Origin of the sequence: Nitratireductor thuwali, assembly GCF_036621415.1 — a bacterium.
Lineage (GTDB): Bacteria > Pseudomonadota > Alphaproteobacteria > Rhizobiales > Rhizobiaceae > Chelativorans > Chelativorans thuwali.
The window spans coordinates 3,352,631-3,365,180 of the sequence record NZ_CP030941.1 but is presented as its reverse complement, the minus strand read 5'-3'; the positions used below and the strand labels follow the sequence as shown (position 1 = coordinate 3,365,180).

Sequence of the window (12,550 nt, the reverse complement as noted above, 5' to 3'; positions counted from 1 at the left end):
GAGAAAATGATTGCGGTTCGCCTCCCTGTCATTGCGCTTCCGGCCCGGCCGGCACATCTTCGCCGTCATGAAAACGCTGCTTCTTGCTTCCGCCCTTCTCGTGGCTTCCGGTAGCCCGGCCCTTGCCTCCTCCAGCCAATGGATGGAGAGCGAAGGGGGAGCCGTCCGCATCGTCTCAACCGGGCTGTCCGACGCGCGCGGCGTGGCGAGGGGCGCCCTGGAAATCCGGCTGAAGCCCGGCTGGAAAACCTATTGGCGCGCGCCCGGCGAGGCCGGCATCCCGCCGCAGATAGAGCTTTCGCCATCGTCGGCGGCGCAGGCGGTGGAGATCCATTACCCCGCGCCGGCCTGGGTCACCGACGAATATTCCACATGGTCCGGCTACAAGCACAGCGTCGCCCTGCCGCTGACATTCAAGATGGAAGCGGCAAACAGCGGCGGCATTATCGAGGGCGAAGTGCTGCTCGGCATATGCGAGACGATCTGCATTCCCTTCCAGGCGGCATTCTCGTTCGATTCGGGCGCCGATCCCGACAATCCGCAGGATGCCCTCCTCGTCCAGCGGGCGTTCATGGCACTGCCGGGCCAGCCGCGGGAAGGCCTGCGGATCGTGAAGGCAGAGCGCAGGCCGGGCGAGATCATCCTCAGCGCCGACATCGCGGGCGACCCGGATGCCGCGCAGCTTTTCCTGGCGGGCGCAGACGACCTGCAATTGGGCGTGCCCCGGCACATGGGCGGCGGACGTTTCTCCGTTCCGCTCATGGGCGGGACGCCGCAGGGCGGAGGCCGTGAACAGGAAATCTCCTACACCCTCGTCCAGGCGGCGGAGGCCGTGACCGGTGAAATACAGGTGCCGCAAGAAATACGATAGCGGTCTCTGGAAGTCGGCCAAAAAGCGTCCTAAATCCCCCTGGGATCCTGCCGCATTCACCGCAGCACCCGCCGTCCGAACCCGCCCGACCACCCAAGCGACAGACCGGAGACCACCGCATGCCGATTTCCGTTGGAGACCGCCTTCCAGACGTCAAGCTCAAGAAGGCGTCCCCCAACGGCGCGGAAGAAATCGGCGTCGCCGACTTCTTCGCCGGCCGCAGGATCGTCCTGTTCGGCGTGCCGGGCGCGTTCACGCCGACCTGCAGCAACGATCATCTGCCGGGCTTCGTCGAAAATTTCGACGCCATAACGGCGCGCGGCATCGACGCCATTGCGGTGGTCTCGGTCAACGATGCCCATGTCATGGGCGCCTGGGCCCGTTTCACCGGAGCGGAGGACAGGCTGGTTTTCCTGGCCGACGGCAACGGCACCTTCGCCAGGGCGCTGGGGCTCGACGCCGACCTTTCGGACCGGGGCCTCGGCCAGCGTTCGAGGCGTTTTTCGATGATCGTCGAAGACGGCGTCGTGAAGAAGCTCAACCTGGAGGAAGTGCCGGGCAAGGCCGTGACGAGCGGCGCCGCGCGCATACTCGACCAGCTCTAGAGAAACTCCAGGAAAAGCGGAAGCCGCCTTGACGTCCGCAATTGCGCATATCCAAACAGTTGGATCAGTTCGGCGTTTCTGCGAAACGGATCTGGACGCCGGGCGGCCACGCCCCTTGATCCTCGCCGAAGGCGGACCTGCGCTCGGCTCCTCCTGGCTTGCCGGGCGCGGCAGGTTCGTTTATATAGTGTTTACGTTTATACATTCTAACACTGTATGTTTAGGATAATATTATGAAGTATATAATCATCGTCATTGTAGCCTTGCTTCTGCTCGCCGTGGGCGTGTTCCTCGGATTGTTTGCGGCGAACAGCAATCGGTGGTTTGCCGACCAGTGCTACGTTCGTGTCGGCTCCGAATTCGCCGAACTCGACCGTGCCGAGTTTGGCGACTGGCGGTTCCAGTACCGGCTTTCCTGCTACAGCGAGAACGGCGCGCAGACCCAGCTTGCCTTTCTGGCACCGAAAGAGCTCAGGGATGGCGCCCTGTTGCGGCTCTACGTCAAAGGCGGTGAGGTGACGGCCTGGGAAGAAGTGGGGCCGGATATCGTGCCGCCGAGCGTGCGGCCGGCCTTGCGGTGAAGGTCCGGCGACGGGTCCGGGCAAGCGCCATCGCAATCCACGGCATCTTGCCGTCAGGCGGCCCATAATTGCTCGGGCCCGTCCGAGCCGGATTACGTGAAAATCAAACGGCCAGCTTGTTTTGCCGTTTCCTTGCTATGGCGGGATGATCCGGGGCCGCCGCCTGATGGACCGTCGCCGCATTCCGCACGGCGACGGCCAGCAGCGTCATTCCGATGACGGTCAGATAGGCCAGGTGAAAGCGCGATTCAAACAGCGGAAACGCCGCGAACTTTGCCAGGATCGTGCCGAAGCCGGCCAATAGAACCGCCCGCTCCCGCTCTTCCATGAAGGCATCGCGGGCCAGAAGCCGGCCGTAGCCGGCGGCCAGCAGAAGCAGGAGAAGCAGCCAGTTCTCCTCGACGAGCGCGCGCACGAGTGCCCTGACCACGATCAGCCCATAGGCGGCCAGCGAGAATTCGGGCGAAAATCCCTCCAGCGTCGGCACATATTCGATGTGGGTGAACCACATCTGCACCCACCAGCCGGGATGCTCCGAGCCCCGCATGATGAGGAGATAGGCCGCCGCCGACGCGGCAAGGGCCGCCAGCGCCGCGACGGCGCCCTGGCGCTTCAGCAGCGCCGCGCAGGCGAACACGCCGACGAAGGCGACATGGTCCGGGCGAACGGCAACGGCCGCAACCAGGGCGGCGGCGGTCAGCACATCCTGTCCCCGCAGGTAGCTCCACACGGCAAGAAGAATGAACAGCGCCGCGAAGAGATCGGGTATGCCCGACCGGGCCATCTCCGAAAACCCGGCGGCGGCGAGGAAGGCCAGTATCAGCGGCGCATGGCCCAGCAGTCCCCGCGACCGGGCCCAGAAGAGGACGGTCGTCCCGAAGGCCACCGCCGAGGCCGCCGAGATGAGACGGACCGCATCGACGGCCTGCATCCAGTGGGAAAGCCACCCGATCACCGCGACATAGGCGATCTTGGTCTCGTAGAAGCCCAGCATGGTCGCAAAGGCCTGCGGATCGGCATATTGGCGGATCCGGTAGGGCCGATCCGCCGTCAGGACCAGAAAATCGCCCGCGCTCACCCGTTCCTCGACCGCCCGCCAGGCAAGGCCGTGGACTTCCGCGGCGCTCCGCACGCCGTCGTTCAGGGCGGCGGCGACATAGGCCACGATGTCCCAATTGGCCAGCGGGTAGGCCCAGGCGACGGCGGCGACGGCGGCAAAATAGCCGACCATGAGGAGCGCGCCCAAAAGCCCGGCGTGGGCGTTCCAGGTCCGGTACAGCCAGGCGATCGTCGCCTCGATCCATGCAGATAAAGCCATGACGTCCCCACCGCAGTGCGACCTGCCGCAATGCGACCTGCCGCATGTCCCGAACGGTCAATAGCACTTGCCCGCAGGCGCGCAAATGCCGGCTTTCAAACGAGGTTAAGACGGCGCGGGCGCCCGGCGGCCATTGTTCTTGAAGGGCGCCATTCCGGCGCGCGCCAGCGCGTCGGCCCGTTCGTTCTCCGGATGGCCCGCATGCCCCTTCACCCAGTGCCAGTGCACCTTGTGGCGGCGGCGGGCCTCGTCGAGCGCCTGCCACAGCTCGGCGTTCTTGACGGGCTTCTTGGCAGCCGTCTTCCAGCCATTGCGTTTCCAGCCGTCGATCCAGCCGGAGATGCCGTCGCGGACATAGTTGCTGTCCGTGTAAAGATCGACCTCGCAGGGTTCCCTGAGCGCGTTCAGCGCCTCCGTCGCCGCCTTCAGCTCCATGCGGTTGTTGGTCGTGTCGGCCTCGCCGCCGGAAAGTTCCTTCTCCTTGTCGTTGTAGCGCAGCACGGCGCCCCAGCCGCCGGGTCCCGGATTGCCCGAACAGGCTCCGTCGGTGAAGATTTCGATGCGTTTCAAGCCGGTTCGATCCCATATTCGGTGGGTGCTGCGATCTGCCGGTGAAAACGCACGCGCCTTATATATTCCATCGGATCGCGCTTCTCGATCATCGGCCCGTCGGGGATGAGCAGCCAGTCGTGCAGGCGCGTCAGCATGAAGCGCAGCGCCGAGCCGCGGGCCAGCAGCGGCAGGAACTCGATCTCGGCGGGGTCGAGCGGCCGCACGCTCTGATATCCGGCAAGCAGAGCCGTCCCCTTGGTCAGATTGTAGGAGATGTCCTTTTCGAAGCACCAGGCATTGAGGCAGGTCGCCACGTCATAGGCCAGCAGGTCGTTGCAGGCGAAATAAAAGTCGATCAGCCCCGACACCTTGCCGCCGAGGAAAAAGACGTTGTCAGGGAAAAGATCGGCGTGGATCACCCCGAAAGGAAGATGAGAGGGCCAGCCGGCAAGAACTTCCTCAAGACCGGCCTCGACCTCGCGGGCAAGCCCCGGCTCCACCTCGTCGGCGCGGTCCCGGCAGGCTTCCCACAGGGTCGCCCAGTCGCGCGGCGCGAGCGCGTTCCTTCGTGTGAGCGGGAAATCGGCGGCGGCGTTGTGCAGTTCGGCCAGCGCCTTGCCCACCTCGCGGCAGTGCTGTGCCGTGGGCCGGCGCATCCACATGCCTTCCAGAAAGGTGATGAGCGCGGCCGGCCGGCCGGCCAGTTCGCCGATCATCGCGCCGTCCCGGCGGTGCACCGGCAAGGGGCAGGAGACGCCCTTGCCCGCCAGATGCTCCATGAGGCCGAGGAAGAAGGGCAGATCCTCGCGCTCCACCCGGCGCTCGTAGAGCGTGAGGATGAAGGAGGCGGTGCTGGTGTGCAGCAGGTAGTTGGAGTTCTCCGTTCCCTCCGCGATGCCCTTGTAGGAAAGAAGTTCGCCCACGTCATAGCCGCGCAGGAAGGCGCCGAGCTCCTCTTCGGAGATGTCCGTATAGACCGCCACCTCAGACCGTTCCGTTCACAAAGGCCATGTCCGCCCTGGTCAGTTCCACGTCGCGCAGCGTGCGCATCACGGGGAAGTTCTCCAGTTCCTCGGCGGTGGTCGCCAGGTCCACGGTGACGTCGTAGCGCTCGGCGAAGGCGTCGATGATCTCGTTGACGATGATCTCCGGCGCCGAAGCGCCCGCCGACAGGCCCAGAACGCCAATGTTTCCGACCTCGTCCCAGGGTATCTCGCTGGCGCGCTGCACCAGCAGCGCCTTTTTCGCCCCTGCCCTTTCCGCCACCTCGACCAGGCGGCGCGAATTGGAGGAGTTGGGCGCCCCCACGACGAGGAACAGGTCCGAGCCAGGCGCCGCCGCCTTTACCGCTTCCTGGCGGTTGGTGGTGGCGTAGCAGATGGATTCGGCGGCGGGCGCCTTCATGCCGGGAAAACGCTCCTGCAGCGCGCGGATGATGCCGGCGGTGTCCTCCACCGAAAGCGTGGTCTGCGTGACGAAGCCCAGTTCCACCCCCTCCGGCGGCTTTAGCCGGGCCGCGTCCTCGACGGTCTCGACCAGCGTCACCACCCCGTCGGGCAACTGGCCCATGGTGCCGATCACCTCCGGATGGCCGGCATGGCCGATCAGGAGAACGTGGCGCCCCAGGCGCTCATGCCGCATCGCCTGCTTGTGGACCTTGGAGACCAGCGGGCAGGTGGCGTCGAGATAGAACAGGTTGCGCGCCTCGGCGTCCGCGGGCACCGATTTGGGCACGCCATGGGCGGAGAAGACCACCGGGCAATGGCGGTGGTCGGGCGGGATTTCGTGCAGTTCCTCGATGAAGACGGCGCCGCGCTCCTGCAGGCCCTCCACGACATAGCGATTGTGCACGATCTCGTGGCGCACATAGACGGGAGCGCCGTATTTCTTCAGCGCCAGCACGACGATCTGAATGGCCCGGTCGACACCTGCGCAAAAGCCGCGCGGGCCGCAAAGGCGCACCGTCAGCTTTTCTTTCTGCGCGTCGTTCATCGCCGGTGGCTCCTATAGCATTTTGCAGTCAGGTGGAATCACCTGACGTCCGCACAAGTGCGGAGAACAAGAAGGCTCTTCGCGGGGTCAGCAGGAAAATGGTTCGGTCCCCTGCCCGCGTCAAGCGTCGTGGTCGTTGCGCCGCAGAAACCAGAACGCAAGCACGATGACAAGCGCAAAGGCCAGTCCGTACCAGGTCACGGCATATTGCAGATGGCTGTTGGGAAGGTCGATCCGGGTGACGCCGCCGACGGGAAGCCCGCCGGGATTGGGCGTGCCGTCGGCGTCCACATAGAACGGATAGACATCTTCCGGCGCCAGTTGCGCGGACGCGGCCATCGCGTCCAGGTCCTTCCAGTAGAAGACGTTCTTGTCGGGCGTGTTGTCCGGCACGATGAAGGAAGGCTTCTCCTCGGGCGCCGTCCGCGCCAGACCGCCGATCTGGACGATGTCCTCCATCTGACCGGCCGGGCGGGTTTCGGGGTCCTTGCGGTCATAGGGCACGAAGCCGCGATTGACGAAGATGCTGCGCCCGTCTTCCAGCGCCAGGGGCGTGTGCACGAAAAAGCCCGACTGCCCCTGCCAGGTCGCCAGATAGTGCCGCTCGCGGTCGTTCATCAGCCGCCCCGAAACCGTTACCGGCCGGTACTCGATGTCGGCCCCGGCCGCATGGGCGCTGGCGATCTCCTCGAGCGGGACGGGCTCGGCCGCCACCCGCTCGTTGATCCGGTCCAGCAGCGCCTCCTTCCATTGCAGCCGCTGCACCTGCCAGGTGCCGAGGATGAGAAGCAGGATCAGGGTCGGCAGGCTCAGGGCCAGCAGGAGCCAGCTGCTGCGCCGCGAAGGGGATTTTGTCACGTCGCTCGTCATGGGTGCCCGTTGTCCAGCCGGCCTTCAGCCGCCTTGTTGCGAAATTGCAGTGCGATCAGGAGCCCCTTGATAAGACGCAATGATGTCAGCGAAAGGACCAGCGTCAAAGGCAGCCACAGGACGAAGTGAAGCCACAGCGGCGCGCCGGTCGCCACTTCGAGCCAAAGCGCCAGGCCGACCACGATGAAGCCGATGATGAGGATGACGAAGACCGCCGGCCCGTCGCCCGCGTCGGCAAAGCTGTAGTCCAGCTTGCAGTTGCGGCAGCCCCCCGCCACCGTCAGGAAGCCGGAAAACAGCCGCCCCTCGCCGCAGCGCGGGCACCGCCCCTTCAGCCCGGCGCTGACCGGGTCGACGGGCGGCCATATGGCCTTGTCATCGCTCATTCCAGGCTTTCTCCCGCGGTCGTTCCCGAGCAGTTGCTCGTCCTGAACGGCATCATATCAAAAGCAAAAAAGGGGCCGCCTCCAAAGCGAGGCCGCCCCTTCATTCGTCAGGCCAAGGTCAATGGGCGATCGTCGCCCCCGCCGACGCCCAGACATAGATGAAGGTGAAGAGGAACAGCCAGACCACATCGACGAAGTGCCAGTACCATGCAGCCGCCTCGAAGCCGAAATGCTGCTTCGGCGTGAAGTCGCCGGCCATGGCGCGCAACAGGCAGACCGCCAGGAAGATCGTGCCCACGATGACGTGGAAGCCATGGAAGCCGGTCGCCATGAAGAAGGTCGCGCCGTAGATGGAGTCCCTGAAGGCAAATGGCGCGTGCAGATACTCATAGGCCTGGACGAAGCTGAACAGGATGCCGAGCGCAACGGTGAGCGCCAGGCCCGCCACGAGCCCCTTCCGGTCGTTCTCCAGAAGGGCATGGTGGGCCCAGGTGACCGTGGTGCCGGACAGAAGCAGGATGATCGTGTTGTAGAGCGGCAGGTGGAAGGGATCGAGAACCTCTATGCCCTCCGGCGGCCAGACACCGCCCGTATATTCGGCCCGGGCAACCTGTGCCGGATCTCCTGGGAACAGGCTGGCGTCGAAGAAGGCCCAGAACCATGCCACGAAGAACATGAGCTCGGAGGCGATGAACATGATCATGCCGTAGCGCAGATGCAGCGAGACGACCTTCGTATGATGGCCCTCGTGCGCCTCCTTGATCGTGTCCGACCACCACGCGAACATGGTGTAGAGGATGATGATCATGCCGACGGCGAAGATCCAGAAATTGGCTCCCGCAAGGTTGACGCCGAAGAGCGTGAACTCGGACCCTGCGGACGCCCTCATCCAGGCGATCGCGCCGAGCGCGGTGATGAGCGCGCCAACCGAGGCGATGAACGGCCAGGGGCTGGGATCGATGATGTGGTAGTCGTGCTTCTTGGCGTGGGCGTCGGCCATGTTATCCCCCGAGCTTCTGGTTTTTTGCTTCATCGTTCTTCGGCGCTTCGGCCGTGCTCTGATTCAGCGGATAAAATGTATAGGAAAGGGTGATCGCGGTGAGGTTCTTCAACTCCGGAACGTCGACGATTGCCGGGTCGACGAAGAAAAGCACCGGCATCTCGTAGGACTGGCCGGGCTCCAGCTTCTGCTCGGTGAAGCAGAAGCATTCCACCTTGTTGAAATAGGCGCCCGCCAGCGGCGGCGAGACGTTGAAGGTCGCGGTCCCGCTGGTCGCCGTGCGCGCCAGGTTCTTGGCCAGATAGGCGATCTGCACCGTCTCGCCGATCTTCAGCGTCACCTGCCTCTGCATGGGCTCGAAGTCCCAGGGAAGACTGTTGGTGTTCGCGTCGAAACGCACGGTGATCGTCTTGTCGAGAATGGTGTCGGAAAACTGTTCGGCGCGCTGCGTGGTGCCGCCATAGCCGGTCACCTGGCAGAAGAGCCGGTAGAGCGGCACGGCGGCGTAGGACAGGCCGACCATGCCGACGAAGACGCTGAGACATACCAGCGCGACGGCGGCGTTCCGCCTGCCGGGGCCGTTCGGGGTTTTGATCTCTTCACTCATCCTAGAGCGCCCTGTCAAACAGTTGCGCGCCGAGCTTGGCAAGGCTGCCGACATAGACCAGAACAACGAAGGCGACCAGCGCCAGAGCGATCGCGACGTTGCGTTTGCGGCGCGCCTTGAGCTGCTTTTCGGTCGGTTTCAGATATTCCGGTCCCTGCGCCATGTCCTAGCTCCCGAGCCCGGCAAGCAGCGCATCGCACAGCAGCGCGGCGAAAATGGCGAAGAGATAGACCAGCGAATAGCCGAACAGCGCCTTCGCCGGCCGCATCTGGCGGTCGGACGGATCCATGCGCAGAACGCCGAACGAATACCAGACGAAGCCGGCGCCCAGCGTCAGCGCGATGGCGCCGTAGGACAGGCTTGCAAAACCCATCACGGCCGGGGCCACGCCGGCGGCGGCGACAAGCACCGCATAGACGAATATCTGCTTCCTGGTATGCGCCTCGCCCGCAACGTTGGGCAGCATCGGAATGCCCGCCCGGCCGTAGTCGCCGGTCTTGAACAGCGCCAGCGCCCAGAAATGCGGCGGGGTCCACAGGAAGATGATCAGGAAGAGCACGATGCTCTCCGGCGTCACGGTTCCGGTGACCGCCGCCCAGCCGATGACGGGCGGCAGCGCGCCGGCGGCGCCGCCGATGACGATGTTCTGCGGCGTCGAGCGCTTCAGCCACATCGTATAGACGACGGCGTAGAAGAAGATGGTGAAGGCCAGGAGACCGCCGGCGAGCCAGTTGGCCATCAGGCCGAGCGTCAGGACCGCGAAGACCGACAGGATCATGCCGAAGGCCAGCGCCTCGCCGGGCATCACCTTGCCGGAGGGCACGGGCCGGCGCGCGGTGCGCGACATGACCGCGTCGATGTCGGCGTCATACCACATGTTGAGAGCGCCGGAGGCGCCGGCGCCGACGGCGATCGCCAGGATCGAGATCAGCGCGATGAGCGGGTTCAGGCTGCCCGGCGCAACGGCCATGCCGACGAAAGCCGTGAAGACCACCAGCGACATGACGCGCGGCTTCAGAAGCTGGATGAAGTCGCCGGGCGTCGCCTCGGAGAGGCGGGCGTCCGACGCTTCCAGATATTTCTGCTCGACTAGCGCCATGATTGTCCGGTCCTGAATGCCGCGTCCGGGGAATGTGTCCGGACGCGGCCGTTAAGTGCCTACTTGACCCTCGGCAGTTCTTCCCACTGGTGATAGGGCGGCGGCGAGGAAAGCTGCCACTCCAGCGTCGTCGCACCTTCGCCCCAGGGGTTGGCGCCGGCGACCCGCTTCTTCATGAAGGCTTCGGCGACGCCGTAGAGGAAGACGAGCACGCCGATGGCCGCCAGATAGGAGCCGTAGGACGACACCATGTTCCACCCGGCAAAGGCGTCGGGATAGTCGATGTAGCGGCGCGGCATGCCGGCCAGCCCGAGGAAATGCTGCGGGAAGAAGATGATGTTGACGCCGATGAAGGTGATCCAGAAGTGCAGCCGGGCCACGAAGGAATTGTACATGTAGCCGGTCATCTTCGGGAACCAGTAGTACCAGGCCGCGAAGATGGCAAAGACCGCACCCATCGACAGCACGTAGTGGAAGTGCGCCACCACGTAATAGGTGTCGTGCATGGCCCGGTCGAGGCCGGCATTGGCAAGCTGCACGCCGGTCACGCCGCCCACCGTGAACAGGAAGATGAAGGCGATCGCCCACAGCATCGGCACCCGGAAGGAGATCGAGCCGCCCCACATGGTGGCGATCCACGAGAAGATCTTCACGCCCGTCGGCACCGCGATCACCATGGTGGCGAAGACGAAATAGCGCTGCGTGTCGAGCGACAGGCCCACCGTGTACATGTGGTGCGCCCACACGACGAAGCCGACCACGCCGATGGCCACCATGGCATAGGCCATGCCGAGATAGCCGAAGATCGGCTTGCGCGAGAAGGTCGCCACGATGTGACTGATGATGCCGAAGCCCGGCAGGATCAGGATGTAGACCTCCGGGTGGCCGAAGAACCAGAACAGATGCTGGAACAGGATCGGGTCGCCGCCGCCCTGCGGAGCGAAGAAGGCCGTGCCGAAATTGCGGTCGGTCAGGAGCATGGTGATGCCCCCGGCCAGAACCGGCAGCGCCAGGAGCAGCAGGAAGGCGGTGATCAGCACCGACCAGGCGAACAGCGGCATCTTGTGCAGGGTCATGCCCGGCGCGCGCATGTTGAAGATGGTGGTGATGAAGTTGATGGCGCCGAGAATGGACGATGCGCCGGCAATGTGCAGCGACAGGATCGCCAGGTCCACGGCCGGGCCGGGCTGGCCGGCTGTCGAAAGCGGCGGATAGATCGTCCAGCCGGTGCCTGCCCCGTAGCCGCCCGGCGCGCCCGGCACGAACATGGAAAGCAGCATCAGGATGAAGGCCGGCGGCAGCAGCCAGAAGGAGATGTTGTTCATGCGCGGGAAGGCCATGTCCGGCGCGCCGATCATGATCGGCACCATCCAGTTGGCGAAGCCGCCGATCAGCGCCGGCATCACCATGAAGAAGATCATGATGAGGGCATGCGCGGTGGTGAAGACGTTGTAGAGTTCCTTGCCCGCGTCGATGGCCGCCGCGCCTTCATAGCCGTAGACCATGCTGGCCAGGCCGTGGAATATCTGGATGCCGGGCTCGGCAAGCTCCCACCGCATCACGACCGAGAGCGCGCCGCCGATCACGCCGGCGATGATGGCGAAGATCAGGTAGAGCGTGCCGATGTCCTTGTGGTTGGTCGAATAGACCCAGCGCACCCAGCCCTTCGGCTTATGCTCGTCGTGATAACCCTGTGTCGCAGCGCCTGCCATGTCCTGTCGCTCCAGTTGTCCTCGGGATCGCTCGGGCCTATTCGGCCACGGAAGCGACCGTCTTCTCGTCCTTGCCGCTTTCCACCGCAGCCATCAGGGCGCGGTAGGCCCCGCCCAGATCTTCCTGGGCGGCGGCGTACCAGTCGGCATATTGTTCCTGGCTGACCACCCGGATGGCGATCGGCATGAAAGCGTGGTCCTTGCCGCAGAGCTCGGAGCACTGGCCGTAATAAAGGCCCTCGCGCTCGGCCTTGAACCAGGTCTCGTTGATGCGGCCGGGGACGGCATCGACCTTGATGCCGAAGGCCGGCATCGCGAAGGCGTGGATGACGTCGCTCGCCGTCACCAGCACGCGCACGGTGGTGCCGACCGGGACGACCACCTCGTTATCGACTGCCAGCAGGCGCGGATAAACCGTCCTGTCTTCCTTGCCGGCCTCGGCGCGCTCGCCGTCCTGCAGCATGAGCGAGGTGAATGTCAGCGAATCCTCCTCGCCCTGGTACTCGTAGTCCCAGTACCACTGCACGCCGGTTGCCTTGATAGTCATCTGCGGCTCCTCGGCCGGCGTATACTGCGCGGTGAGGAGCTGGAAGGACGGGACCGCCAGAAGCAGGAGGATCACCACCGGGCCGACCGTCCACAACACCTCGATGAAGGTGTTATGGCTGGTGCGCGAGGGGACCGGGTTGGCGCTGGCGCGAAAGCGGATGATGCACCAGGCCAGAAGAGCCATGACCAGGAGCGTGATCGGCACGATGAACCACAGCGTGTAGGCTTCGAACCAGCGGATTTCTTCCATGATCGCCGTCGCGGCGGGCTGGAAGCGCCACTGCCATTCCTCTGGCTGGGCCGCGAAGGCCGTCCCTGCGGCGCAGAACGGCAGCGCGGAAAGCCCAAGGCCTGCAACAAATTTCTTCATCACCCTCGTCGTCTCCCCGATCGATGTGCTTCCGCCCT

15 protein-coding genes are annotated in these 12,550 nt (G+C 64.7%); 3 read left to right on the top strand and 12 right to left on the bottom strand.

The window, feature by feature from the left end; translation table 11 throughout:
• The first annotated feature begins 10 nt into the window (after positions 1 to 10).
• The 3 genes from NTH_RS16305 (at position 11) to NTH_RS16295 (ending at position 2,057) form a co-directional block, all read left to right on the top strand.
• Complete coding sequence (locus NTH_RS16305; protein WP_338531001.1) at positions 11 to 871, top strand: protein-disulfide reductase DsbD domain-containing protein; 861 nt, start codon at positions 11 to 13, stop codon at positions 869 to 871.
• A gap of 119 nt (positions 872 to 990) precedes the next feature.
• Positions 991 to 1,476 (top strand): peroxiredoxin, encoded by a 486-nt coding sequence (locus NTH_RS16300; RefSeq protein ID WP_265515794.1) that lies wholly within the window; start codon positions 991 to 993, stop codon positions 1,474 to 1,476.
• Positions 1,477 to 1,709: 233 nt separating this feature from the next.
• Positions 1,710 to 2,057, top strand: coding sequence for a YxeA family protein (locus NTH_RS16295; RefSeq protein WP_338531000.1), 348 nt, complete (start codon positions 1,710 to 1,712; stop codon positions 2,055 to 2,057).
• A 103-nt stretch (positions 2,058 to 2,160) separates the two neighbouring features.
• Here NTH_RS16295 and NTH_RS16290 read toward each other — a convergent pair whose 3' ends face one another.
• The 12 genes from NTH_RS16290 to coxB form a co-directional block, all read right to left on the bottom strand.
• Positions 2,161 to 3,375, bottom strand: a complete 1,215-nt coding sequence (locus NTH_RS16290) for a hypothetical protein (RefSeq protein WP_338530999.1) — start codon at positions 3,373 to 3,375, stop codon at positions 2,161 to 2,163.
• Positions 3,376 to 3,480: 105 nt separating this feature from the next.
• Positions 3,481 to 3,945 (bottom strand): ribonuclease HI, encoded by a 465-nt coding sequence (rnhA, locus tag NTH_RS16285; RefSeq protein ID WP_338530998.1) that lies wholly within the window; start codon positions 3,943 to 3,945, stop codon positions 3,481 to 3,483.
• On the bottom strand, positions 3,942 to 4,910 hold the full coding sequence (locus tag NTH_RS16280; RefSeq protein WP_338530997.1) for a homoserine kinase: 969 nt from the start codon (positions 4,908 to 4,910) through the stop codon (positions 3,942 to 3,944). The genes rnhA and NTH_RS16280 overlap by 4 nt, the downstream gene beginning before the upstream one ends.
• Before the next feature lies 1 nt (position 4,911).
• Complete coding sequence (gene ispH / locus NTH_RS16275) at positions 4,912 to 5,919, bottom strand: 4-hydroxy-3-methylbut-2-enyl diphosphate reductase (RefSeq protein ID WP_338530996.1); 1,008 nt, start codon at positions 5,917 to 5,919, stop codon at positions 4,912 to 4,914.
• 120 nt (positions 5,920 to 6,039) lie between these two features.
• Positions 6,040 to 6,789, bottom strand: coding sequence for an SURF1 family protein (locus NTH_RS16270; protein ID WP_338530995.1), 750 nt, complete (start codon positions 6,787 to 6,789; stop codon positions 6,040 to 6,042).
• Complete coding sequence (locus NTH_RS16265) at positions 6,786 to 7,175, bottom strand: DUF983 domain-containing protein (RefSeq protein WP_338530994.1); 390 nt, start codon at positions 7,173 to 7,175, stop codon at positions 6,786 to 6,788. Before NTH_RS16265 ends, NTH_RS16270 begins: the two co-directional genes overlap by 4 nt.
• 118 nt (positions 7,176 to 7,293) lie before the next feature.
• On the bottom strand, positions 7,294 to 8,175 hold the full coding sequence (locus NTH_RS16260; protein ID WP_338530993.1) for a cytochrome c oxidase subunit 3: 882 nt from the start codon (positions 8,173 to 8,175) through the stop codon (positions 7,294 to 7,296).
• A 1-nt stretch (position 8,176) separates the two neighbouring features.
• On the bottom strand, positions 8,177 to 8,782 hold the full coding sequence (locus tag NTH_RS16255; RefSeq protein WP_338530992.1) for a cytochrome c oxidase assembly protein: 606 nt from the start codon (positions 8,780 to 8,782) through the stop codon (positions 8,177 to 8,179).
• A gap of 1 nt (position 8,783) precedes the next feature.
• Complete coding sequence (locus tag NTH_RS16250; RefSeq protein ID WP_338530991.1) at positions 8,784 to 8,945, bottom strand: hypothetical protein; 162 nt, start codon at positions 8,943 to 8,945, stop codon at positions 8,784 to 8,786.
• Between the two features lie 3 nt (positions 8,946 to 8,948).
• A complete protein-coding gene (locus NTH_RS16245; RefSeq protein WP_338530990.1) occupies positions 8,949 to 9,881 on the bottom strand; it encodes a heme o synthase in 933 nt (310 codons plus the stop codon).
• A gap of 59 nt (positions 9,882 to 9,940) precedes the next feature.
• Positions 9,941 to 11,593: a cytochrome c oxidase subunit I gene (gene ctaD / locus NTH_RS16240; protein WP_338530989.1), complete on the bottom strand. Its 1,653-nt coding sequence runs from the start codon at positions 11,591 to 11,593 to the stop codon at positions 9,941 to 9,943.
• 37 nt (positions 11,594 to 11,630) lie between these two features.
• Positions 11,631 to 12,512 carry a cytochrome c oxidase subunit II gene (gene coxB, locus NTH_RS16235; RefSeq protein WP_338530988.1) on the bottom strand — a complete coding sequence of 294 codons (882 nt, stop codon included), beginning with the start codon at positions 12,510 to 12,512 and terminating at the stop codon, positions 11,631 to 11,633.
• Positions 12,513 to 12,550: the final 38 nt, after the last annotated feature.